The organism is Paraglaciecola arctica BSs20135 (assembly GCF_000314995.1).
GTDB classification, from domain to species: Bacteria; Pseudomonadota; Gammaproteobacteria; order Enterobacterales; family Alteromonadaceae; genus Paraglaciecola; species Paraglaciecola arctica.
The window spans coordinates 1-24362 of the sequence record NZ_BAEO01000042.1 but is presented as its reverse complement, the minus strand read 5'-3'; the positions used below and the strand labels follow the sequence as shown (position 1 = coordinate 24362).

The window sequence follows — 24362 nt, the reverse complement described above, 5'->3', positions numbered from 1 at the left end:
CAAACGCTTTTAGACTTTTATTATTCTTCAGCATTATCTAGCAGATTTCCATCTAGCTTTTTATTACTCTGCACACCCAATTTACGAAATTGTTCAATCTGGCGCACGATATTACCTTTTCCTGAAGACAATTTATTCATCGCCCCCTCATAACTTTTTTGACTCGACTCTATGGCTTTACCCACTTTGTCCATATCCACCATAAAACCATGAAACTTGTCATATAACTTGGCAGCGTTATCGGCAATTTTTTGGGCGTTTTGATTTTGATACTCATATTGCCAAATGTTGTTGATTGTACGCAGTGCCACCAGCAAGTTAGTCGGGCTAACCAACATGATGTTGTGATCAAAAGCTAGTTTCAGCAATTCTGGCGCTTGATCGGCGGCAAGCAAAAACGCTGACTCTATGGGGATAAACATCAACACATAATCTAAGGTACGAATGCCTTTTAAGTCCTGATAGTCTTTTTTACCTAACTCTTTTATATGATTACGCAATGAGTTGACGTGTTCTTTTAAATGCACAACCCGCGCTAACTCATCGTCATGTTCATTAAAATAACGTTCGTAAGCAGCAAGGGATACTTTGGAGTCGATCACCACATCTTTGTCATTGGGTAGGTGCACCACTACATCTGGCTGGTAACTTTTACCATGCTCATTTTTTAGCGCAACTTGAGTATCAAATTCGTGGCCCTCACGCAGTCCGGATTCTTTCAACACTCTTTCTAACACCACTTCGCCCCAGTTTCCTTGGACTTTGTTGTCACCTTTTAACGCTTTGGTTAACGCGGCTGCATCGTGGGTGATTTGTTGATTAAGCTCCTTTAAACCCAAGATCTCAGTTTTCAGAGATGCCCGCTCTTGCCCTTCTCTAACGTATTGATCTGTGACTTGTTTTTTAAAGCCCTCAATCTGCTCCTTTAAGGGTAACAAAATTGAATCAAGTCCAGCCTTACTGGATTGGCTAAATTTTTCTTGTTTCTGTTCAAAAATTTTATTGGCAAGATTCTCGAATTGTTCTTGTAAACGTTTTTCAGCTGCTTCTAACAACTGCAGTTTATCCTGGCTGGCAATTTGTTCTTGTTCAAAACGCGCCGCTTGCGACTCTAATTGGGTGCGTAACTCACTAGCTTGTCTATTACTTTGTTGATGTTGCTGCTGCCAGTAGTTTTTTTCTATTTCTAGCTCTGCAATTCTTTCAACTCGTTGCGTCAATTGCCCCAATTTATTTTGCGTAAGCATTTGTTCTTGCTGGGCAGTTCGTTGCTCAGAAGAAAATGTGTTTATCAGCAAATCTTGTTGGGCAAGTTGCTCTCTTAATTGGTTTTCTTGCTGAGTTGCCAACAAAGTGTTCTGTTCAATCCTATGCTGTGCTTTTTTGTTGGCTCTCATGCCAGAAATCAAAGCACCAATCAAACATCCAAATAAAAATAGACCGCCAAAAATAGATAATAAAGAAGTAGACAGTAGATTTACGTCGTTAAATTGACTCATAGAGATCTGTTCTGCTCTTTTTGAAATGATTAGCAATAAAAAAGGCGGTAAATCATCATTTACCGCCGTGATCAGGACCTAACTAAAACGACTTATTTTTCCATTTCAGCTATTTTGATTTTCCAAATAGCTGGGCCAGTTTCATGGGCGTTGGCCCCTGTACTATCTACGGCAACTGTAACTGGCATATCCACGACATCAAATTCATAAATAGCTTCCATACCTAAGTCTTCAAAAGCCACTACTCGCGCCTTTTTAATCGCTTTAGACACTAAATAGGCAGCACCACCCACAGCCATTAAATACACAGACTTGTGTTTGGCAATACTGGCCACTGTAGCTGGGCCACGTTCGGCTTTACCTATCATGCCACTGATGCCGGTTTGTTCTAACATCATGTCGGTAAATTTATCCATACGTGTTGCTGTTGTAGGCCCCGCTGGACCTACCGCCTCATCACCTACAGCGTCTACTGGACCAACGTAATAAATAAATTTGTTATCGAAGTCCACGCCTTCTGGTAAACCTTCACCATTGGCTAACATAGTTTGAATACGTTTGTGTGCAGCATCACGTCCAGTCAACATTTTGCCTGTCAGTAATACTGTTTCACCCACTTTCCAGTCTTGGATGTCTTGTTTGGTCACAGTGTTTAAATCAACACGGCGGGTGCCCTCACCCACTTCCCAGGTCACTTTTGGCCAGTCTTCTAATTTAGGTGGCGTAAATTCAGCAGGGCCAGAGCCATCTAAACGAAAATGCGCATGGCGGGTTGCCGCGCAGTTAGGGATCATTGCTACCGGTTTTGATGCCGCATGAGTGGGGCATGACATAATTTTAATATCAACGACTGTAGTTAAACCACCCAAGCCCTGCGCACCAATGCCTAAGTCGTTAACCTTTTTGAAGATATCTAAACGTAATTTTTCTTCGGTGGTCTCGGCGCCTCTATCCATTAATTCTTGAATATCGACTGGATCCATTAAGCTTTCTTTAGCCATAACCGCAGCTTTTTCAGCAGTGCCACCTATTCCTATGCCCAACATGCCAGGGGGACACCAACCAGCACCCATAGTAGGCAATGTTTTGACTACCCAGTCGGCAATGTCATCACTAGGGTTAAGCATGACCATTTTAGATTTATTTTCAGAACCGCCACCTTTGGCTGCGATCATGATTTCAATTTCACCACCGGGTACAGTATCGATATGTACAACTGCAGGTGTGTTGTCTTTAGTATTGCTTCTTTTACCTGCAGGATCGGCGACAATAGACGCACGTAATGGATTATCAGGATTTAAATAAGCACGGCGAGTACCTTCATCGACCATTTGTTGCACGGTCAAATCGGTTTTATCCCATTGCACAGCCATACCTATTTTCACAAAACAAGTGACTATGCCAGTGTCTTGACACAATGGGCGTTTACCCTCAGCCGACATACGTGAATTGATTAGTATCTGCGCCATAGCGTCTTTTGCCGCCTGACTTTGCTCTTTGTTGTAAGCCTTTTCGACCGCTTTGATATAGTCAAGGGGATGATAATAAGAAATAAACTGTAAGGACTCTTCAATACTATCGATAAAATCTTGCTGACGAATAACAGCCATAGATGCCTCTTAAATTTGCTGGGTTAAGTGTTCACTATTCGATATGATAACCTGATCAGGCAATTTGCTCCACGACAATTCGGCTGTAGTATTAGCAACATATCTACCAGCAACTAGCAACAAACCTGTCAGCAAGCTAGTAACTGAATTTTTTTGAGGTACACAAAAGTAGTCACAATGAACAACCAAAAATACACATTAGTGGTTAATACCCTTAATTTACCTAGTCACTATTCAATAGCAGACCTCTTTGCCCACTTTGCTGATAAACCTTGGGCGATGCTCTTAGATTCTGCTGACAGCCAACGTCAAGATGGCCGTTTCGACATAATGGTTGCCAACCCAATTGCCACTATCGCCACTAAAGGCACTACTAGTACTGTCTGGCAACAAAAAACCAGCCAAAGCCAAGAAAGCTTGCTCAATCCATTATCTTTAGTGCAAAGTTTACTTGAACAATTGATGCCTAGTGACCAAGTAACTTTTACTCACGACATTAAATTTCCCTTTATGGCAGGCGCATTAGGTTTGTTTGGTTATGATTTAGGTAAACGTTTTGAAAGTTTGCCCAATAAAAATGCCAATGAATATTCCACGCCCGACATGGCCGTTGGCATTTATGGGTGGAGCATCATTAAAGACAATCTAAATCAGCAATTTCATCTTTGTTATTTAGAGCAATATTCCCATCCGTCTATCGAAGATATTCAACAATTAGTCCAAAACCAACTCACGCCTCATACATTTAGCCTAACTAGTCACTGGCAAGCGAATATGAGCCAAGATCAATATACCCAGAAATTGACGAGCATTTTGTCCTATTTGGAGGCCGGTGACTGTTACCAAATCAATTTAGCGCAACGTTTTTCAGCCCATTATACTGGCGACGAATGGCAAGCTTACCAAGATTTACGCGTCGCCAATCTTGCGCCCTTTTCTGCATTTATCCGCTTAGACGATAGCGTGGTAATGAGTATCTCACCTGAACGTTTTTTATCGGTTAATGAAAGGATGGTACAAACCAAACCTATTAAAGGCACTAGGCCACGGAGTATTGACTCAAAACAAGATCAACAACAAATCGAATCGTTGCTAAACTCAGAGAAAGACCGCGCTGAAAATTTGATGATTGTTGATTTACTGCGTAACGACTTAAGTAAACATTGCCAACCTGGCAGCGTTAAAGTGCCTGAGCTGTTTAATTTAGAAAGTTTTGCCGCAGTCCATCATCTAGTCAGCACTGTCACAGGCCAGTTAAAATCAACTAGTAGCCCGTTGGATTTGTTGCAAGGTGCGTTTCCAGGGGGCTCGATTACCGGCGCACCAAAAATACGTGCAATGCAAATTATCGACGAGCTAGAGCCCAACAACCGCAATATCTACTGTGGCAGTATTGGTTATCTAGGAGTGTTTGGCGACATGGATACCAATATCTGTATACGCACGCTATTATGCGAACAATCAAACAAACAACAAAACATACATTGCTGGGCAGGCGGAGGCATTGTGCTCGATTCAAATGCTAAAGATGAATATCAAGAGAGTTTAGATAAAGTATCAAAAATATTACCCATATTGACTCAAGACTCCACCTTAGCGAAACAGGGATGATGCCCAATGGATAAAGCCCAATTTATCACGCGTTTTCATCATGCCAAACAGGTCAGTAGTGAAGCTGATTTTCCACTCAGATCGCCAGGTAAACCTGCTGCAGTATTATTGCCTATATTAGAATATAGCAATGAACTGACAGTGCTGTTTACAGTCAGAGCAACCCACCTAAAGCATCATGCGGGTCAAGTAAGCTTCCCCGGTGGCAAACAAGAACTAAGTGATAATTCCTTAGTAGAAACGGCTTTGCGTGAAACTCATGAAGAAGTGGGTTTAGCACCTAAAGAAGTAGAAATTATCGGTAACTTGCCTTTGTACCGCACGGTGAGTCGTTATGAAGTGTTACCTTATGTCGGCTTTATCTCTGCACCAACCATATTAACATTAGATAAAAATGAAGTAGACAGCACTTTCGAAGTGCCACTAAGTTATTTAATGGATCAACGTAATCATTTAATTCATTGGGTTAAACGCAATAACGGAGACTTCCCTATCTATTTCATCCCTTGGAAAGAGCATAATATTTGGGGAGCCACGGCCGCTTTTGTGCGCAATTTATCGAATCATTTCTAATCTGTTTAACCTGAACTCTGCTTAAGGTGTGCCGCGTCCCTAGAAGTAATTGCAATATGTTAGATGGTTCTAATTGGGGTTATCAATGCGAGCTTATGAAGGAATAGCCACTTATTGAGAGCAAGTTCAACGACTATAGGCGCAGCAATAGCGGTGCTGGACGGTATGGTTTCTCCAGAGCTAAGGTTAGCTACTAACAAACCTAAATTACTTAAAGTAATCTTTACACTGTGATTTTAACTCTTAGTGTACCCAGCTATTGTTCTACCTAACTTTAACAAGCACAATTAGCCTTTATCTATTCTAGTGGATCAAACAAAATGATCAGCGTTTTTGATATGTTTAGTATCGGTATTGGCCCTTCGAGTTCCCATACTGTTGGCCCAATGCGGGCAGCCAAAGCTTTTTGTGGGGAATTATCAGAGCAAGGACTTTTCGATAGTACCGATGAAATTAAGGTAGAACTGTTTGGCTCATTAGGACAAACAGGTAAAGGCCACGGAACAGGCAAAGCCGTGATTTTAGGACTACTTGGTTATGCTCCTGAAACAATCGATAGCTCTGTGGTTGATACCTTACTCGAACAAGTGAATAGCTCGCAACAACTTAGTCTAGATGCTAAAAAACTAATCTCATTTCCGGCACAAAATGCGATTATTTTTCATCGGCGCAAATCTCTCAGCCAACACCCAAATGGTATGACCTTACATGCCATGTGTAATAAGACTGTGCTTACCTCACAAACCTATTTTTCAATAGGTGGCGGCTTTATTATCCGCGAGCAAGACTTTGCCGACCGAAAAGTTGCAGCCCTTATTCACGAAGAACAAGCTGTGCCTTTTAATTTTTCCAGTGCTAAACAGTTACTTGAATTTAGTAAAGAACATGGCATGCGTATCAGTTCAATCATGATGAAAAACGAAGAAGTTTTCCAACCCAAAGATGAAATAGTCAAAAAGCTCTGGCACATATGGCAAGTGATGTACAAAAGTGTACAAACAGGTATTCAAACTGAAGGAATATTGCCAGGTGGCTTAAAGGTCATGCGCCGTGCACCTGGTTTGTATAATCGCTTACAAAACGAAAAAAGTTCCGATCCCATGCTCGCGATGGATTGGGTTAACCTATTCGCATTAGCGGTTAATGAAGAGAATGCTGGCGGCGGTACTGTGGTAACTGCACCAACAAACGGCGCCGCTGGTATTATTCCTGCGGTGTTATGTTACTACGATAAATTTGTTAAACCTGTAGACGAAGACACGGTAAGCCGTTATTTATTAACCGCAGCGGCTATTGGTATTTTGTATAAAAAGAATGCCTCCATATCTGGCGCTGAAGTAGGTTGTCAGGGCGAAGTCGGCGTGGCATGTTCTATGGCAGCAGGTGCATTAACCGAAATAGTCGGCGGATCCGTAGATGCTGTTGAAAACGCGGCCGAAATTGGTATGGAGCATAACTTAGGTTTAACCTGCGACCCAGTGGGCGGCTTAGTACAAGTACCTTGTATCGAACGTAATGCTATGGGGGCAATTAAAGCCATTAATGCCTCTAGGCTCGCTTTAAGAGGCACAGGGCAACACAAAGTCTCACTCGACAAGGTTATCAAAACCATGTGGGAAACAGGCAACGATATGAAGTCCAAATACAAAGAAACCTCCAGAGGAGGTTTAGCAGTCAATATTATTGAGTGTTAAGAGACTATCTTGAATTAAAACGAAAAAAACATAAAAGCTTTTCACCACAGAGGAAAAAGAGGCTTCGCACACAGAGAAAAGAAAATTGATTTGTATTATTAAACTTTCAAAAAATGATTCTTAACATACTTTCTTTTATATTTTCCTCTGTGCTCTCTGTGTTCTCTGTGGTTAATATTTTAGTTTTTTTATCAGCGCAGCTATTACCTAACCGGCAAGGTCAAGCCTTTGAACATTTTTTCCACTTCATCGTTGTTTTTCAACATCATGGCTTTTTCTACCACTGTTTTGGTTAGATGCGGGGCAAAACGTTCGATAAATTCGTACATGTAGCTGCGTAAAAATGAGCCTTTTCTAAAGCCAATCTTAGTAGTGCTGTATTCAAACAAATGACTCGCGTCAATTTTAACTAAATCTGAATCCAGTTTGTCATCAATTGCCATTGAAGCTATAACCCCCACCCCAACACCAAGTCTTACATAAGTTTTAATCACGTCAGCGTCTGTGGCAGTAAACACAATTTTAGGCTCTATGCCGGCACTGCTAAAGGCTTGGTCTAACGAAGAGCGGCCAGTAAAACCAAACACATAAGTAACTAAGTTGTACTCAGCTAAATCTTCAATGGTAATGGAGGTCTTTTTAGCTAGAGGATGATCGCGGTTAACAATGATACTGCGATTCCAGTGATAACAAGGCAACATCACCAAATCGTTATACAAATGTAATGACTCAGTGGCAATAGCAAAATCTGCTTCACCTTTTGCCGCAAGATCACTTATTTGTGAAGGTGTTCCTTGATGCATATGTAACGAGACTTTTGAATATTTATTCATAAAGCCTTTTATAACATCTGGTAATGCATATCTTGCTTGAGTGTGAGTGGTGGCGATATTCAACTTACCTTGATCAGGTAAAGTATGCTCACGAGATACAGCCTTAATACTTTCCACTTTGGCTAAAATTTCACGAGATATATTGATTACATCTTGGCCTGCTTCAGTCACATGGGTAAGATGTTTGCCGCTACGACCAAAAATTTGTACGCCCAACTCGTCTTCCAACATGCGAACTTGTTTACTGATCCCAGGTTGTGATGTGTACAAGCTTTCTGCGGTAGCCGAAACGTTTAAATTATTATTGAGTACCTCAACAATATATCGGAGTTGCTGTAATTTCATGTCTTAGCCTTGCTTGTTAACCTAGGGAATTTCTTTATATTAAAACGTTATATAACTTTAACAAGGTGAATTCTATTATTTTTTAAAAAAATGTTCTAGTTATATCAAATTGGATTAACCAGAAACCCTGCTACGACAACAAAATCAAATCTCAAATTGATAAAAAGGTCTGATAAGATGCAACTAACCAACTGTCATTTTACGATCAAACCTATGTTTTTTCTGTTAATTAACACCATAGGAATTTTCTATGCCTAAAGAAGATGAATTAATTAATTTCTCCACTGTATTGGGCTCTGCAGTGCATGACATGAAAAATTCCTTATGCTTATTAATGCAGTCGATTGAGAACTTAGGACAGAGTCTGGTAGATCCCGATCCTAAATCACGAGTGCATTTGGCATCGGCTCATTACGAAGCCGCACGACTAAATACCGGACTGGTGCAATTATTGTCTTTGTATCGAGCCGGATTAGACAATTTGCTAATAAATATCGACGAACACAATATAGAAGATGTAGTAGAAGATCTGCTAGCAACCAATGAAAGTTACTTAAATCATAAAAATATGATTTTAGAAGTTAAGCAATCAGCCGATTTAGTATGGTACTTAGACTCAGATCTAATTGGCCTTTTGTTAAATGACGTATTAATTAATGCCATGCGTTATAGCCAGAATAAAATATTAATGAGCGTATACACAAAAGATAATCAATTAGTTTTTAAAGTGGAAGATGACGGACCTGGCTACCCACAAAGCATGTTAGACGCTCACAATACTAATATGCATCACTGTGATATCGGTCAAGGAAGAACAGGATTAGGTTTGTTTTTTGCGCGCTTAATTGCCCAAGCACATACCAAAAGTGAAACTAAAGGCACAATATCCTTAGAAAATGGTGGGAGTTTAGGTGGTAGCGTTTTTATCTTAACGTTACCTTAAGCAATTCATAAACTGACTCTTGCAATAGCCTAGGGTGTTGAACGCAAAAAGTAGGAAAATTATAAAGATATGGTATTTACAATAATAATAGTGTTAATTGTCGCGTTAGTGCTAGTAGGCATTATTGTGAACGCGATCCAACAACACAAAAATAAAGTAGAAACCGAGCGTAGAGCCGAGTTATCCAAACAAAAAAGCATTATCGATAACACTGAAGCTACCTTGTTAGCAGCAGAACAAATACCTATATCTCAAAGACTGATATTTATTCTACAGCGCAGAATTTTGGGGGCGATGAAAGCAGCCCAACAAATGGGCGATAACTCATCAGCGGCCAACCAACGCATAAAAAGCGCAGAAGACAGCCTAAAAGCCATTGACGTAAATAAACCGCCACCATCAGAAGATAGTTTTCAGTTACCGCAAAGTGATAAACAAGTCATTCAGTTTATTCGTGGAATTAAAACAATGCGTGCGCTGTTGCGTTCAGAATTTAAAAAAGGGCGGATAGAAAGCCGAGTTTTTTTAGGTGAAGATAAACTACTTGAGCGACTACAGTTACGGGCCAACGTTGACACTTTGATAAGGCGTGGAGAGACGGCCATAAAAAACAATCAATTAGGCTCTGCAAGGCAATGTTTAGAAAAAGCTATTGGAGCACTTGCTGCGCAGCCAAACCCTGATGAATTTATAGTTGTTAGGCAAGCACAGTTAGAAGATCAATTGGACAATATCGAGAAAAACCTAAAAACGGCGAACAGCCGAGATGTGGCGAAAAAAGAAGAATCAGAGAGAAACGAACTCGACGAACTTTTTGCAGAAAAGAAAAAATGGTAATTTTTGTGTTCTTTTGCTTACCCTAATCCAAGCTTAATTAGGATAAGAAATATTATTCACTGCCCATTGCCAAAATGATGATGCGACGGATGACAAATTACCATTTGTTTGCCTAATGATCCCCACTCTTTTACTCAAACCACTTTGATGTATATTCAAACAAACCAAGTCTTTGCTAAGCATTTGTTCCTGACATAAAGCCGGCACAACAGACACACCTAAGTCATGTTTTACAAACTGCCCTAAGGTAGCGAGTTGACTCGCCTCTACCACTATATTCAGCGCCAAATGATTCATTTCCATAAATGAATCGATCCATCGGCGAATAGCTGAGCCTTTATTCATGGCTACAAAAGGGTATGCAGCAATTTGCGACCAAGACAATATCTGGTGTTCACACAAAGGGTGATTAGCCGGCAATACCGCAATAAAATTATCAGTAAGAATTGGGTGAAACTGCAAGCCTTCCATTTGTTCATGTTCAAAAGAAAAGCCAATCTCGGCCCTGCCCGCTTTGACATCTTTAATCACTGACTCCATCACCACATCAGTCACCGACAATTTTATGTTAGGGAACTCAGTTTTGAATTGTTGTAAAATACCCGGCAACAAACCTGCAGCAAACGAAGGCATAGCAGCTATAGACAACTTGCCTCGGCCTAAAGAAAATAAATTATATAAATCTGAAAACGCTTCTTGCCAGTCACTAATAAGTCGTTCTGCCACAGGCAAAAATTGCCGCCCTTCCGGGCTCAACTCAACTTTTCTAGTGGTTCTAGAAAACAGCACACCACCTAACTGTGATTCCATTTTTTTTATGGCTGAAGATAAGGCGGGTTGCGACAGGCACATTTTTTCAGCAGCCTGAGCAAAAGTGTGTGATTGTGCAATACAGACAAAGATCTGCACCTGCCGAAATGATACGTTATACAAAATATTGACCTTTAAACTAACAATGATTAATAAATTAAATCTATTAATACAGACATTAATTCAATTTTACTATTTAAAAGTATCTTTTACACTCTAGGGACTGTTGAGTTTTCATATAACCAAGAGATATTAAAAATCAACAATCCCTAGTCACTTAACTTGAGAGAAAATCATGGCAGGTTTTAACAAAGTAGTAGACAGTTACGAAGCGGCAATGGCCGGTTTACAAGACAATATGACAGTAATAGCCGGTGGATTTGGCCTTTGTGGTATACCCGAAGGTTTAATTGCGCAAATTAAAAAGATGAATACTAAAGGTCTTACAGTGGTTTCAAATAACTGTGGGGTTGACGGATTTGGATTAGGCCTGTTGCTTGAAGAAAAACAAATTAAAAAAATGGTGTCGTCCTATGTGGGTGAAAACGCCTTATTTGAGCAGCAACTGCTAAATGGTGAACTTGAAGTTGAATTGACTCCTCAAGGTACCTTAGCCGAAAAAATGCGCGCTGGCGGCGCTGGTATCCCAGCATTTTATACCGCTACAGGTTTTGGCACACCCGTTGGTGAAGGCAAAGAGTCCAGAAAATTTAATGGTCGCGACTACATTCTTGAAGAATCGATTACCGGTGATTTTGCCATTGTAAAAGCCTACAAGGCAGACCGTTATGGCAATTGTATTTATCGCCACACAGCTCAAAACTTTAACCCTATGGCCGCTACAGCCGGGAAGATCACAGTATTAGAAGTAGAAGAAATAGTAGAGCCTGGAGAACTGTCTCCTAGCGAAATACATACACCCGGCATATACGTTGACAGGATCATAGTAGGCAAGTTTGAAAAACGTATAGAACGTAAAATCCTCTCATCAGCTAGCAACAATCAATAGGTCATTATTATGTCATTAAGCAGAGAACAAATTGCTATGCGAGTAGCACAAGAATTTGGTGATGGACACTATATTAACTTAGGTATTGGCATTCCGACTTTAGCAGCCAATTATGTGGCTGATGATATAGAAGTGATGCTGCAATCTGAAAATGGTTTACTTGGCATGGGACCCTATCCCACTGAAGAACAAGTGGATGCAGACATGATTAACGCCGGCAAAGAAACCGTCACCGCAGCAACAGGCGCATCGATTTTTAATTCAGCAGAGAGTTTTGCGATGATCCGTGGTGGCCATGTGGACTTAACCGTACTCGGTGCCTTCGAGGTAGATTGTCATGGCAATATTGCGTCTTGGATGATCCCCGGCAAACTTATCAAAGGCATGGGCGGCGCAATGGACTTAGTTGCAGGGGCTCAAAATATCATAGTGACTATGACTCACGCTGATAAACATGGCAACTCTAAGCTTCTAGAGCAATGTACCCTGCCACTAACTGGGGTTAATTGTATCAATAAAATCATTACTGACTTAGCGGTGATTGAAGTAAAAGACGGCGCTTTTCATTTAGTTGAACGTGCGCCAGGGGTGTCGATAGATGAAATTAAATCTAAAACGGCCGGAAAATTGGTGGTCACAGATAACGTACCTGAAATGATGTTTTGAAATAAACCGACACAATTGTGAACAGACTTGTATAATGCTGACATATCAGTTTTTAGAGCATGACTTTTGCAATTTACCGACTTACCTATACATCATAATTTATTAAAAGCCCTTGAAGTTAAAGGGCTTGATACACCTACAGAAATCCAAAGTAAGGCAATCCCTTACGGCTTGATGGGCAAAGACCTAATTGCCTCATCGAAAACAGGCTCTGGAAAAACACTGGCGTTTCTATTACCCGCAGTACAAAGAGTATTAACCAAACAACCATTGAGTCGCCGCGATCCTAGAGTGCTTATCTTAGCGCCTACCAGAGAGCTCGCAAAACAAGTGTTTTTACAGCTCAAAGGACTCATTGCCAAACAGCAGCTTAAAGCCGCTTTGATATTGGGTGGTGAAAACTTTAATGACCAAGTAAAAGCCCTTAAACATCACCCACAATTTATTGTGGGCACAGCAGGCCGCGTAGCCGATCACCTTGCTGGTAAATCGTTATTTTTAAACGGTCTTGAAATGTTGATATTGGATGAAGCAGACCGAATGTTAGACTTAGGTTTTGCCCCACAGCTTAGACTTATCAATCAAGCAGCCGATCATCGTAAACGCCAATCTATGATGTTCTCTGCGACTTTAGACAGTGCCGCTATGCACGAACTCACTCAGTCTCTATTAAAAAGCCCACAACGTATCAGTGTTGGCTCGGCTGGTGAAGAACATAAAGATATTCAACAACAATTTTATCTAGCAGATCATGTGACACACAAAGAATTATTATTGAGTCATATGATCAATCAGCAAGAATACCGTCAAATCATAGTATTCACTGCCACTCGCACAGATACAGAAAGGCTGACCGTTATACTCAAGGAGCAAGGCTTACATGCCGTTGCCTTAAGTGGCGACCTAACCCAAGGTCAACGTAATAATATTATGAGTGAATTTGGTCGAGGTCAGCATCACATATTAGTGACTACAGATATCGCCTCTCGCGGCTTAGACTTGCTTAATGTAGCCTTAGTAGTGAATTTTGACTTACCTAAATTAGCCGATGAATACGTACACAGAGTCGGCAGAACCGGACGAGCTGGCAACAAAGGCCAAGCGGTATCTTTTGTTGGACCAAAAGACTGGTTTAGCTTTTTGGCCATCAAAAGTTTTATGCAACAAAACATTGAATTTAACGAGATTGAAGGTTTAACGGCAAAATTCAAAGGATTAAAGCCACCTAAAGCTAAAGTCGCGCCAAGCAAAAAATCGACCAATAAAAAGGTCAATCAAAAAGATAAACCGCAACAAGCACCTAATCGCGTTAAAACCATGCAAGGTAAAGAAGCAGGTGATATGCCAATGAAGCGTAAACCTAGAGCGATTTTGAAACCAGAAGATGATCTAGAGGAATAGAAAAACAAGCTGTGAGCATTTAGATGCTAGCCACAAGTTGAAACAAAAAGCAGTTTAACCACAGAGGGGAATAATCAATTTTTGACTATTACAAAAATTGATTATTCTGTTAATAACCTAAAGTTGTATAGATTTTTATTGGTTACTTACAATAGAATAGTACTAACTAGAATTTTTCATTTTTTTCATTAAATAAATTTTGTCCAGCGAGTAGTTATGAAATTTTCTGACAGTTCAGATGAAGCCGCAGGGTATTTGCGCCAAGCAATACCCATGATGGTAAAACACAATATAGTGCCTAATCCTCTTAATTATGCATTGTGGTATAGTTATTATTCCAATGTATTTCCATTATTAAATACCGTATTAGATAAAACCGTAGAGCGTTACGGCACCTGCCCTCCTGACATCTCAGAGACATTATTTTTTGAGCATATCAATAAGATAGATAATGACAGTAGAGAAAAATTATTTCTTTTCCAAAAAGATTTCTCACACTTGGTTGATAATCTATCAGACTCAATGGATCACAACGCCCAACAAACAAACGGCTACTCTCAGGCGTTAATGGAAAACTTGAGCGAACTTGGCACCCATGCTTTGGATGATACCTATACATTAGTTTTGAATAAATTAAACGCCAATGCTAGTGCTATATGTACGGCTAATAAAGAATTTCAAGGGCAATTGTCTGCCGCTCAAATTGAAATTAATACTTTAAAAGCTGAACTCGAAAATAGTAGAAAAGAAGCCAACACAGATCCTCTAACAGGACTATTCAATAGACGTGTTTTCGAGGCGAATTACAATCAATTTGTAGATGATAAAAACAATCAGGGCAATATCACGCTAATCATGATGGATTTAGACAAATTCAAAGCGTTTAATGATACCCATGGCCACTTAGTGGGAGATCAAATTCTTAAATATATTGGCCAATTATTGAAAAAGAAATGTACAGATCCTGTTGTTCCCGTGCGACTTGGAGGTGAAGAGTTTGCCCTTTTGTGTCCGAATTTAAATCTTCAACAAGCACAAATCATAGCCGAAAGTATTAGAGTGAAACTAGCCACAATGCCTTACAGCAGCAAACGTACTGGAGAGAAAATACCGCCTATAACCGCATCATTTGGGGTAGCACAAAAAAGGGCCAATGAGGAATTAAGCAATGTGATGGAAAGAGCCGATCAGGCCCTTTATGCGGCCAAAGATGCCGGTAGAAACCAAGTTAAACAAGCAACGAACTAAAATACACCTAAGAATATTTTGAGTTAGAAAACTAAAGAACAAGGACGTTAAGAAAGCAGTTGGACTATTGTTACTTCAGCCTAAATATTCACTTATGTTTCGACTCAGTTTTTATTTAACTATCTAACTGCTTTTCTTTATGAGCGCAGCGCCCCTCGCCTTCTGTGTTTCAAAACTTGTCTTTCTTTAATCCTTTAATCCCAATTTTCAAAAAACTCGGCACTGTCTCTTTTGGGTTTGGGTTGCGGTATAACCTCTGACGAACCTAAATATAAAAACCCCACTATCTCATCTTGTTCAGATAAATCAAATGCCTGTTTTACGATAGGATCTTGAGCATAACTACCCGTTCGCCAAACCCCGGAAAAACCTTGGGCCACAGCAGCCATTTGCATAGCCTGCACCGCACAAGATGCTGAAGCGACCTGTTCAACCCATGGCACTTTGTCATGTGGAATGTATTTGGCTATCGCCACCATCCTAATAAAAAAGACTCACAAGTGCCGTGCGAAGGGTAAGAAAGATATTGAGTCGTTCGGACTGATAAAGTAGGATTTGCTCGGCCCCCCCTATTTATTTAAAAACACTCACATTACCTTGTATAAACATAGTTATTGAGTCCTTGGTAATTTTGCACTTGGGTCTTACTTATAGATTGAAATCCTTTTGACATGATGAAATTGTGTATATCCTTCGCGGAGCTTGAAGTATCGTCCACCTCGATGAAAAGAGAATGAACTGAGCCAGTATCTAACACAGCTTCCATACCACAAAGTGTTTGATATTCACTGCCATCGACATCTATCTTTATATAGTTGGGACTGGGGATAGAGAAAAGAGCAATAAAATCATCAAGCTTATAGCATAGAGAGTTCTGAATAAATGCAGGTTCAAACTTACTATCGCTGCCTACAAGCTGTGGAGTATCTAGAATTTTCATATGACCGCCAGCTTCATAATTAGCAATAAACATTTGACCTTGCCTAGTTTGGTCGCTAAGCGCAATATTAAATGAGTGTAGAGTACCTAAACTGTTGTTATTCAAAAATACATTTTTCCCTAGTAATCCAAAATTTTGAATCTCTGGTTCAAATGCATATACATTTAGTCCTTTATTCGCCGCATAAATAGAAAATATTCCATTACTTGCCCCAATATCAAAAAACACTGAACCCAGTTCAATTTTATCGATAAAGTCTAAAAGATCAGGCTCAATATGCTCTAGCCCAACCCCCTGCCACAAAGTGCGTCTTGACTCAGTAGCAAAGCAGCATTTTACATTACGTACCAAAACTTCTGTAACTTCAGCTCCATGTTTTTCTATATTATCTACACGACTAAGTTTGTCATCACTAACCAAACTTTCCAAAGGAACATACTCTGCCATATTATTACTTACCTTTTTTAAAATAATATTTCAGGTGTCAATTCTGCAACACCTAACCCATGACCATTCTAGAACATAATTGGCTTTGTCCGCATGTCAACAACATGAGGATAATACTTGCTTTGACTATGCCTTTTTCGTTATCGTCTCTGCAATCCAAAGCAATTAAACCTTTGAGTGACCAATGGATGCCATCACGAGATTCCACATGTTCTAAATAGTATCTAGGTACCACCTAAGAATGAACTAACTTCTACTCTAAACAAAAAAACACCAGAGCCGCCAAATACCGTGATCATCAATGAATTCTCGTTATCTGCCCCTGTAATAGGGCCATTTAAATATCTATACCACAAGAGACCTTCATAGTAATTATTAAAAATTAATGGATTACAATCACCGATAACCAAACGCATTAAGGTAATGAATAGTATTTCTCACGATATAGTAAAGGTACTTTTTATCACCGTGTGTTTTATCCAAGACGGCGTAACTCTAAGATATTGAAAGGTACCAGATGAGCATGCATCAATTTTACCAGAGTTTCAAACTCAAGAGTTTGTGTGGGCCGATGACTCAGTTACTCAACAACAGGTATCACTTAGATTGGGGTAGCCTTCAAAAAACAGTATTTTGGTCAATACGGATGTAATATTACCTTTGTAGTTTGCTCGTAATTAGCTAGTTTCTTGCCATTATATGAGTTGAAGGTATAAACCATTTATTAATCCATTAATCCCAATTTTCAAAAAACTCAGCACTGTCTCTTTTGGGTTTGGGCTGCGGTATAACCTCTGACGAGCCTAAATATAGAAACCCTACTATTTCATCTAGTTCAGATAAATCAAATGCCTGTTTTACGATAGGATCTTGAGCATAACTACCCGTTCGCCAAACCCCGGCAAAACCTTGGGCCACTGCAGCCATTTGCATAGCCTGCACCGCACAAGATGCTGAAGCGACCTGTTCGACCCATGGCACTTTGTCATGTTTAATGTATTTGGCTATCGCCACCATCACCATAGGCGCCCGCAATGGTAATTGCGGCGCACGCTCTATTTCTTTTTCGCTTTTATCAGCAGAAATAGCGGCCAGTTCAAATATATCACCTAAACGTTTTAACCCTTGTTTTTGGCAAACCACAAACTTCCATGGTGTTAGACATGCATGATCAGGAGCACGTAACGCGGCTTGTTTAATATTTTCTAACACTTGGCCTTCTGGAGCTGGGGCTTGTAAGCGAGGTTGCGAGCTGCGGTTGAGTAATAAATCTAGCGCTTGCATGAAATTATCCTTTAATCCAAATTTTTCCCTATGCTAATAAAAAAGGCGCTTGCGCGCCGATGTTTTTTTACTTATTCACTAAATACTTTTTAGCAAGAAAATAATCAATACTGGTGTACTTACCACCGCCAGTAAAAAACAATGAAAGCAACATAATAAAATAGGTCATGGCAAATTCAATTCCGTTATTAAGTACCACAAATTTTCCGCTAGAGGTTAGCCATTCATAATTACCATGCTCTTGCAGGATCTCTTTAGCAGCAGCTAACTTATTTGGCGAATTGATTACTTCCTCATTAAGCATAATAGTACCATCTGACATCCAACTACTGGCATCAGCAATAGCGGCCCAACCGTTTGGCCAATGCACTGAAAATGCAGCCACTAGCATAGTCACCATCAAAGGTATAGATATCCAGCGTGTAGCCAACCCCACTAATAGCAGGATACCTCCCAATAACTCTACAGCTGTGGCTAAAAACGCCATCACCATTGGAAAAGGTAATCCCAAGCCATAATCGGCGTTACCAAACCAGTCAACAATCCCCTCAAATCCTTGATATTTATTCCAACCAGCTTGGATCATAACCGGTGCCAAATAAAGCCTGAGTAACAAAGGCGCGATCCCTTCAAACGCTAAACTTTTATCCAGCAACTTGTGTAAAGGGGTATATAGATTAATCAAACTCATAAATATTCCAAATAATGTAGTAACCAATAAGAAGGCTTAAGTAACTAAAACATTTCGCTAGATTTTAATTTAGTCGCTAACCTAGGTAAGTTTTTATTAAAATACATATCGCCCTCCCCCTAACTTTGTTAGTGAACAATAAACTCCTCCTATGAGGATCAGCAGTAATCAATCACAGATCATAGAGAATATGGGCAAATATGAAACAGGCATAAATTTACCGCGGCATTATAATGATGGAAAGAGATTGCCGATAGTACACAAAAACTAAACGTTTTAAGGGAAAAGCCGAAGAAGTAATAACTAGTTTAATTACATACAAGTGGATTTATATAGATGGCATCATTCATGCTTGTAAAATTTAAAGAGACATATAAGGTAAATCTAGTGAAGTATTCGTACATTTTACTCTGTTGTGGATGTATTACGTTATCTGGTTGTCAAACGTTTGACACTCAAATTGAAAAGCAAGCCACAACACTAGAAAACACAGATTCGTTCAACGTTAAGGTAACTGGACTTGTCGACAGACTAACTAGCAACAACTCTTATGATTACAAAGCTAAATCTACACTAGTGACAACTTTTGTTTGGTCAGACACACTAACCTATAAAGATATAGTCCATCCATTTAAGAAACTTGGCCACCAATTGGCTGAAAGTATAAAAGTGAAGTTAGTTCAGAAAAATGCACAAGTTTTAGAACATAAATCAGCAAACTTTGTTTCAATGGACAAAAATGCTTCATATTTCCTATCTAGAGATACAGATAATTTAAATACTAATATAAATGCACACTATATTTTAGCCGGCACTTTTACCGAATCAAATGGAGGCACAATGGTGTATGCAGAAGTTATTGAGTTTAACAGTGGTAAAATTGTAAGCGCTGCGGAAGAATTCATTCCTACCTCCTATTTTGGCCCAATAAATGTGATGAGTAGTCATGACGGCATGCTGTATCGCAATGAGAATCTAAGATGATAAATAAATATTTGTTAATGTGTGTTGTATTGCTAACGGGTTGTAGTTTGTTTCCACAAAATTCATTGATTACCAAAGATAAAGAAGATACTGAGGTGACCAAACAGATAGTGGAACAAAGCCCTACTACGACAGTAAACTACTTCGATAAACCATTGACAAATAACGTCAATGATTATGCTCAATGGCTAATTCAAGACTTGTTTTCAACTATCGACTTCCCCCAGAACAATGCGATATTTATGGTATCAGATTTAGCTATCTTGGATTCAGACCTTAATAAAACAAACCAATTTGGGCGACAAATGAGTGAGGCAATACTACATGAAGTCCATCAAACTGGATTTTCAACACTTGATGTAAGAACTACCGGCTATGTTAGGATAACTGAAGAAGGTGATCTGTTTTCGCAGTCCAGAGATTTTACAGATTTGAGTATGACAGTAAAAGCCACAAACGTAATTACAGGCACACTCACTCGTCATCGAGGTGGTTACTTATTAAATGCTCGAGCGGTTGATCTAAATAGCAAGCTCCTTATTGCGACGGCTCAGATTTTTGTCCCATATGAAGTGGTTGATTCAGTTATGCACGAAGATATGCAATCATCAGATGATATGACAACTGATACTGGATTAGCGAACGGTTCACGTGGTATCCCCTTAAAAAAATATGAGTCTCGCCCTTAACTAAAAATGGCAGCCTAGTGATACTTTGATTTAGAGGAATGTCTTTGAATACTTTATTAAAAATTAATACTGCCTATGTAGAAACAATTTCGACTCCTCTGGCATTTCAAAGTCCGTATAAGAAAAATGCAAATTTCCCTATTCCATTAAACAAACCATACCTACCTAGTTTTTCTAAATATACAAAATACCTAGCCACTATGTACGACAATGTATGGCTAACTAATAACGGGCCCCTACTTAAGGAGCTGACGGTTCGAATGGAAGAATACTTAGGCGTAAAAAACTTACTCCTAACCTCTAGTGGAACTATGGCACTACAAATTGCCTATAAAACTTTGAATTTAACCGGTAACGTAATAACAACTCCCTATAGCTTTATTGCTACAAGCAATAGTCTTGATTGGCTAGGCCTTGAGTTGAATTTTGCCGACATAGATAATAAAACCTTTAATTTATGCCCAATCAAAGCTTTAGAGGCAATAAATAATCAAACCTCAGCAATTGTACCTGTGCACGTGTACGGTAACCCTTGCAATCTACAAGCCTTAGAAAATATAGCCACACAGCACAATCTCAAGTTAATCTATGATGCCGCACATGCTTTTAATGTGAAAGTTGCGGGGCGCAGTGTAATGAGTTTTGGTGATGCTTCAATTGTTAGCTTTCATGCTACAAAGTTATTCCATTGTATTGAAGGTGGAGCTGTAGTTTTCAAACATAAAGATGACTTTGAAAAAGCAGAAAACATGATTAATTTTGGTATTAATCTTTCATCAGGTGAAATAAATAACTCAGGAACTAATGGAAAAATGAGCGAAGCCCACGCAGCAATGGGGTTAGCCATGTTAGATGATATCGATGAAATACTTGAACGAAGGATTGAGCATTTTAATTTGTATAAAGCCCTGCTCGGTGACCGAATAGCCTATCCACAATGGCATCAAGACGCGACGCAAAACGCAGCGTATTTCCCTGTGATATTCGAATCGAAAAACCAATGTACTCGCGCATTTCAACATTTAGAAAAAGCAGGGATTCAGAGTCGACGATATTTTTTTCCATCCCTAAATAAAATTGAACATTTATCTACAGCTAAACAAACCTATTGTCCTGTCTCAGAAAGTTTGGCGAATAGAACCTTATGTTTGCCGCTATTTGTAGAGTTGTCGTATATAGATATTAAAAAGATTTGTATCGCTCTTATAAATTCGTTAAGGGGTGCAAATAAACGAAAATAAATAGATATAACACTACGCTGAATAAAATTTGAATGTTAAATATTTGAGCTTGAAACTCATTATTTGTTTATTTAAAAATAATAAACGTTCTCGCCCAATCCGATTTTATGCAGTTAATTAAATCTATCAACAGGGAAATAGTCTGGAATGATTTTCTTATTGCCAACTTTGCTTTATCTAAACAGAAATAGTGTCAGTTGATTGCGTAAAAAGTTCGTCAGAGAACGTCTTAAATAAGATTGTAGTATAATTAAAGGGTATAGAATGAGTGTTCACAACTTCATAGTGACGAGTCATGGTTTGAGTGCAACGAATTGGTTTTCAAAATCTATAAATATGCATCCTGAAGTTATGTGTGTTCATGGTAACGAAAAGAATTTATTTGATAAGGCTCACATCAAAAATGATGAAGGGATATCGATTAGTCAAAAAAATTCGACACAAAACCACGGGGATGAAAGTATTCAGCAACACTTTTCGAGTTTATCTGAAGTGAGAACAGCGAAAAGTTATGGCTCTGTTCATTATTACAGATTGAGAGACCACAATTTGCAAGCTGGATTCAATAGTAGAGAATTAAACTTCAATATTGCTAACCTAGTTCGTAACCCCGTTAACTTAGTCAATTCTTCAGCAGCACATTATTTGAATACATTAAGCTCTGGAAACTTAAATATGCATGCTGAGGTTTTTGATACTGCAGTCAAACAATCTCAGATTTATTGCCAATTGGCCACTATGTACAAACTAAAAATGTTAGACCCATATTTCCTTAGTTTTATGGCTGCTTGTATGACTCTGACAATGCTTTGTCATGAACATAATTTAATAGATAATTGTCCACATATCCCCATGGAAAAGTTAGTTACAGATCAGAAATACTATAGTGAAGTGTTTAGTTTTTTAACGGGTATAGAACCATCTGAATCCTATATAAATCAAGTATTTTCTCAAAATGCAATAAACCAACACGCAAACAAAAGAGTTGAATCTGCAGAAGAGCAGTATGGAGCTTGGCAGGAGTGGCAAAAAATGGCCTTCTATAGTGTATGGGATGCTGTTAACAAGCAAGGTGGAATTAGTAAACAATATACTAAACTAGGTTATGACTTTTCTTTTTTGACTACCTCTCCTTCAACAATACTACTTTAATCACACAAACCTAACTAACAATGCCGATATTGCCCAATGCAAGCTTCATTCAATCAGTTCTCCCATTAGTGTGGTTAAGACGAGTTAAAAAAGGGTAACCAGCTGATGCGTCAATGATGGAGTTTGTGTCAATATTCGATCTTCATTTTCAACTCATATCAGAGTAAACGAACCCGCTTCGTAGTTTGGTCTGAATGAAAATGACTTTATTAAACCTATTGCTCTGTAAGGCAAAAATATTATTGTTTTAGAGAAATGTGACGTAATAAACGAGAATGAGTAGCTCTTACTAGAAAAATATAAGAATGATTTTAACAGTTTAATGACAGGCCGACGAAAGCAGCTTGATGATAAATTAAGTCACTAAGAATTACTGTGACTTTATAATCTAGCTAAAAACAAATACATTGAAATACAGACGTATATAAAAACTAGATTTATTTACAACTATTAATAGATATTGGATACTCAAAATATGAAAATTTTAATTTTCCCATGCGACACAATTGAAGCATTGGTAAAAGTTAAAGAATTTAAACTCATTGGAATAAATACTATTGGAGCTAATTCACAAAATACTGAATATGTAAGCTCCAATATTTTATTTAATGAAATATATAAACTTCCTCATGTCTTTAATAATAGTTTCAAACAGTGTTTCTTAGACCTCATAGCGAATCAAAAAATCACTCATGTATGGTCATCACTTATCCCTATAAATAGCGAAATTCCGAAAATTTTAATGGAATTGAATCTAAAAGTTGAAATGTTGTCCGCAGAACCTGTAGCTTTAAATCAATCAATGTTTCAAGTAGTTTCAGCCGAATTCGATGCCAAATATTTATATTTGAAACGTTTGTCACATAGTTTAAGCCATAAACAAAAACTAACTGACAGTCTAACCAAATATATATTAAATACGGCTTTAGCAGTTCCAGGTGAATCTCACTTTGATAAATTACTCACTATAACGCAGATATATGAAACAGTACCCAATCACACCGATATTGTTGAAATTGGCACTTTATGGGGAAGAACCGCAAAGCTTTTTAGTTGCTTAAATAAAGTTTTTAATAAAGGGAATTTATTATGCATAGATCCATGGGCGAGCGGTGAATCTATAGTTCAAAATACAAATACAAACCTCGATAAGCTGAGTTTAAATATTGACGGAAATGGACATTTTTCAATTTTTCTTTCTCATTTAGTGTCGGATAATCAAAGCCTCATAAATTATATAAGAGATTTTTCGACAGCTGCTTATGATAAATATTTGACAAAAAAAGGGACAATAGTAACTGACGAATTTGGCATTACACATTATGAAAAACGCATTGGTTTGCTTCATATTGATGGCAATCATAAATATGAAAGTGTAAAAGAAGATATCGAAAACTATGCGGCTCTTGTCGTAGCTGGAGGTTGGATTATTTTTGATGACTACAATTGGGTATATGGGGATGGTGTCACAATAGCCGCCGATGAATATTTGAATATTAACGCAGAAAAAATTGATATGGTATTTTTTTGTGGAGGTGCACTTTTTGTGAAATTACTATGACTTTTGTCCTAAAAATTTAATCATCTAGGATCATTAGAGTTATCTGTCACCTCTAAAATCGTCGTTTGTTTGCACACCATTGATTAAATCAATGCTATATAACCGATTAGCAACAATATAACATTGGCATAAATAGTGCTTTAAATTTAAAAGATAGGAATTGGAATACTGTAAGTGAGATATTTGTACATTTTAATATATTGTAGATCTATAGCAACTAGAACTATATGCCAGCCTTTTTGGGTTGAATTGGACAATAAAGAAACTATGAAAGTCTGCACTACTATCAGTTAT

21 protein-coding genes and 1 pseudogene are annotated in these 24362 nt (G+C 38.6%); 14 read left to right on the top strand and 8 right to left on the bottom strand.

The genetic code is table 11. From position 1 onward, the window contains the following. Nucleotides 1-20: 20 nt before the first annotated feature. Both rmuC and GARC_RS14315 read right to left on the bottom strand, forming a co-directional pair. Nucleotides 21-1499, bottom strand: coding sequence for a DNA recombination protein RmuC (gene rmuC, locus GARC_RS14320; protein WP_007621336.1), 1479 nt, complete (start codon nt 1497-1499; stop codon nt 21-23). A gap of 92 nt (nt 1500-1591) precedes the next feature. Beyond that, nucleotides 1592-3109 carry a fumarate hydratase gene (locus GARC_RS14315; RefSeq protein ID WP_007621334.1) on the bottom strand — a complete coding sequence of 506 codons (1518 nt, stop codon included), beginning with the start codon at nt 3107-3109 and terminating at the stop codon, nt 1592-1594. A gap of 177 nt (nt 3110-3286) precedes the next feature. Here GARC_RS14315 and pabB point away from each other — a divergent pair, with 177 nt between their 5' ends. The 3 genes from pabB to GARC_RS14295 all read left to right on the top strand — a co-directional run bounded on the left by pabB (nt 3287) and on the right by GARC_RS14295 (nt 6987). Next, nucleotides 3287-4720, top strand: coding sequence for an aminodeoxychorismate synthase component I (gene pabB / locus GARC_RS14305; RefSeq protein WP_007621332.1), 1434 nt, complete (start codon nt 3287-3289; stop codon nt 4718-4720). 6 nt (nt 4721-4726) lie between these two features. After that, entirely contained in the window at nt 4727-5293 is a 567-nt protein-coding gene (locus GARC_RS14300; protein ID WP_007621330.1) for a CoA pyrophosphatase, read from the top strand. 320 nt (nt 5294-5613) lie between these two features. Continuing rightward, nucleotides 5614-6987: an L-serine ammonia-lyase gene (locus tag GARC_RS14295; protein ID WP_007621325.1), complete on the top strand. Its 1374-nt coding sequence runs from the start codon at nt 5614-5616 to the stop codon at nt 6985-6987. Between the two features lie 203 nt (nt 6988-7190). Here GARC_RS14295 and cysB read toward each other — a convergent pair whose 3' ends face one another. After that, a complete protein-coding gene (gene cysB / locus GARC_RS14290) occupies nt 7191-8165 on the bottom strand; it encodes an HTH-type transcriptional regulator CysB (RefSeq protein ID WP_007621324.1) in 975 nt (324 codons plus the stop codon). 250 nt (nt 8166-8415) lie between these two features. On the opposite strand from cysB, the gene GARC_RS14285 reads away from it, so the two are divergent. Together GARC_RS14285 and GARC_RS14280 are read left to right on the top strand one after the other, a co-directional pair. Continuing rightward, nucleotides 8416-9108, top strand: a complete 693-nt coding sequence (locus GARC_RS14285; RefSeq protein WP_007621323.1) for a sensor histidine kinase — start codon at nt 8416-8418, stop codon at nt 9106-9108. 69 nt (nt 9109-9177) lie between these two features. Beyond that, nucleotides 9178-9945, top strand: coding sequence for a hypothetical protein (locus GARC_RS14280; RefSeq protein ID WP_007621322.1), 768 nt, complete (start codon nt 9178-9180; stop codon nt 9943-9945). Nucleotides 9946-9978: 33 nt separating this feature from the next. On the opposite strand, the gene GARC_RS14275 is transcribed toward GARC_RS14280, so the two are convergent. Further along, nucleotides 9979-10878 (bottom strand): LysR family transcriptional regulator, encoded by a 900-nt coding sequence (locus GARC_RS14275; protein ID WP_007621321.1) that lies wholly within the window; start codon nt 10876-10878, stop codon nt 9979-9981. Nucleotides 10879-11050: 172 nt separating this feature from the next. Between GARC_RS14275 and GARC_RS14270 the strand changes: the two genes are divergently transcribed. From GARC_RS14270 to GARC_RS14255, 4 genes are all read left to right on the top strand, one after another. Next, nucleotides 11051-11764, top strand: coding sequence for a CoA transferase subunit A (locus GARC_RS14270; RefSeq protein ID WP_007621320.1), 714 nt, complete (start codon nt 11051-11053; stop codon nt 11762-11764). 9 nt (nt 11765-11773) lie between these two features. Next, the gene (locus GARC_RS14265) at nt 11774-12430 is read left to right on the top strand and encodes a 3-oxoacid CoA-transferase subunit B (RefSeq protein ID WP_007621319.1); all 657 of its coding nucleotides are present in this window, start codon (nt 11774-11776) and stop codon (nt 12428-12430) included. Between the two features lie 66 nt (nt 12431-12496). Continuing rightward, nucleotides 12497-13831: a DEAD/DEAH box helicase gene (locus GARC_RS14260; protein WP_007621318.1), complete on the top strand. Its 1335-nt coding sequence runs from the start codon at nt 12497-12499 to the stop codon at nt 13829-13831. 216 nt (nt 13832-14047) lie between these two features. Further along, nucleotides 14048-15079: a GGDEF domain-containing protein gene (locus GARC_RS14255; protein ID WP_007621317.1), complete on the top strand. Its 1032-nt coding sequence runs from the start codon at nt 14048-14050 to the stop codon at nt 15077-15079. 194 nt (nt 15080-15273) lie between these two features. Here the strand turns inward: GARC_RS14255 and GARC_RS14250 are convergent. The 4 genes and pseudogenes from GARC_RS14250 to GARC_RS14230 all read right to left on the bottom strand — a co-directional run. After that, nucleotides 15274-15558: pseudogene (locus tag GARC_RS14250) on the bottom strand (nitroreductase family protein); the annotation flags it as partial. A gap of 113 nt (nt 15559-15671) precedes the next feature. Beyond that, complete coding sequence (locus GARC_RS14245) at nt 15672-16466, bottom strand: FkbM family methyltransferase (RefSeq protein WP_007621313.1); 795 nt, start codon at nt 16464-16466, stop codon at nt 15672-15674. Nucleotides 16467-17198: 732 nt separating this feature from the next. Next, a complete protein-coding gene (locus GARC_RS14235; RefSeq protein ID WP_007621306.1) occupies nt 17199-17750 on the bottom strand; it encodes an NAD(P)H nitroreductase in 552 nt (183 codons plus the stop codon). 67 nt (nt 17751-17817) lie between these two features. Then, the gene (locus GARC_RS14230) at nt 17818-18441 is read right to left on the bottom strand and encodes an HvfX family Cu-binding RiPP maturation protein (RefSeq protein ID WP_007621305.1); all 624 of its coding nucleotides are present in this window, start codon (nt 18439-18441) and stop codon (nt 17818-17820) included. Nucleotides 18442-18828: 387 nt separating this feature from the next. Between GARC_RS14230 and GARC_RS14225 the strand changes: the two genes are divergently transcribed. From GARC_RS14225 to GARC_RS14205, 5 genes are all read left to right on the top strand, one after another. Beyond that, entirely contained in the window at nt 18829-19425 is a 597-nt protein-coding gene (locus GARC_RS14225) for a FlgO family outer membrane protein (protein WP_153810937.1), read from the top strand. Further along, nucleotides 19422-20114, top strand: coding sequence for a FlgO family outer membrane protein (locus GARC_RS25980; protein ID WP_007621303.1), 693 nt, complete (start codon nt 19422-19424; stop codon nt 20112-20114). The genes GARC_RS14225 and GARC_RS25980 overlap by 4 nt, the downstream gene beginning before the upstream one ends. A 44-nt stretch (nt 20115-20158) precedes the next feature. Further along, the gene (locus tag GARC_RS14215) at nt 20159-21355 is read left to right on the top strand and encodes a DegT/DnrJ/EryC1/StrS family aminotransferase (protein ID WP_007621302.1); all 1197 of its coding nucleotides are present in this window, start codon (nt 20159-20161) and stop codon (nt 21353-21355) included. A 264-nt stretch (nt 21356-21619) separates the two neighbouring features. After that, nucleotides 21620-22507: a hypothetical protein gene (locus GARC_RS14210; protein ID WP_007621301.1), complete on the top strand. Its 888-nt coding sequence runs from the start codon at nt 21620-21622 to the stop codon at nt 22505-22507. Between the two features lie 475 nt (nt 22508-22982). Beyond that, nucleotides 22983-24068 (top strand): class I SAM-dependent methyltransferase, encoded by a 1086-nt coding sequence (locus GARC_RS14205; protein ID WP_007621299.1) that lies wholly within the window; start codon nt 22983-22985, stop codon nt 24066-24068. The last annotated feature ends 294 nt before the right edge of the window (nt 24069-24362 follow it).

Excerpts from the sequence above, each read along its gene's own strand:
- rmuC (WP_007621336.1), bottom strand. The coding sequence starts at position 1,499 with ATGAGTCAATTTAACGACGTAAATCTACTGTCTACTTCTTTATTATCT.
- GARC_RS14315 (WP_007621334.1), bottom strand. The coding sequence starts at position 3,109 with ATGGCTGTTATTCGTCAGCAAGATTTTATCGATAGTATTGAAGAGTCC.
- pabB (WP_007621332.1), top strand. The coding sequence starts at position 3,287 with ATGAACAACCAAAAATACACATTAGTGGTTAATACCCTTAATTTACCT.
- GARC_RS14300 (WP_007621330.1), top strand. The coding sequence starts at position 4,727 with ATGGATAAAGCCCAATTTATCACGCGTTTTCATCATGCCAAACAGGTC.
- GARC_RS14295 (WP_007621325.1), top strand. The coding sequence starts at position 5,614 with ATGATCAGCGTTTTTGATATGTTTAGTATCGGTATTGGCCCTTCGAGT.
- cysB (WP_007621324.1), bottom strand. The coding sequence starts at position 8,165 with ATGAAATTACAGCAACTCCGATATATTGTTGAGGTACTCAATAATAAT.
- GARC_RS14285 (WP_007621323.1), top strand. The coding sequence starts at position 8,416 with ATGCCTAAAGAAGATGAATTAATTAATTTCTCCACTGTATTGGGCTCT.
- GARC_RS14280 (WP_007621322.1), top strand. The coding sequence starts at position 9,178 with ATGGTATTTACAATAATAATAGTGTTAATTGTCGCGTTAGTGCTAGTA.
- GARC_RS14270 (WP_007621320.1), top strand. The coding sequence starts at position 11,051 with ATGGCAGGTTTTAACAAAGTAGTAGACAGTTACGAAGCGGCAATGGCC.
- GARC_RS14265 (WP_007621319.1), top strand. The coding sequence starts at position 11,774 with ATGTCATTAAGCAGAGAACAAATTGCTATGCGAGTAGCACAAGAATTT.
- GARC_RS14255 (WP_007621317.1), top strand. The coding sequence starts at position 14,048 with ATGAAATTTTCTGACAGTTCAGATGAAGCCGCAGGGTATTTGCGCCAA.
- GARC_RS14245 (WP_007621313.1), bottom strand. The coding sequence starts at position 16,466 with ATGGCAGAGTATGTTCCTTTGGAAAGTTTGGTTAGTGATGACAAACTT.
- GARC_RS14235 (WP_007621306.1), bottom strand. The coding sequence starts at position 17,750 with ATGCAAGCGCTAGATTTATTACTCAACCGCAGCTCGCAACCTCGCTTA.
- GARC_RS14230 (WP_007621305.1), bottom strand. The coding sequence starts at position 18,441 with ATGAGTTTGATTAATCTATATACCCCTTTACACAAGTTGCTGGATAAA.
- GARC_RS25980 (WP_007621303.1), top strand. The coding sequence starts at position 19,422 with ATGATAAATAAATATTTGTTAATGTGTGTTGTATTGCTAACGGGTTGT.
- GARC_RS14210 (WP_007621301.1), top strand. The coding sequence starts at position 21,620 with ATGAGTGTTCACAACTTCATAGTGACGAGTCATGGTTTGAGTGCAACG.
- GARC_RS14205 (WP_007621299.1), top strand. The coding sequence starts at position 22,983 with ATGAAAATTTTAATTTTCCCATGCGACACAATTGAAGCATTGGTAAAA.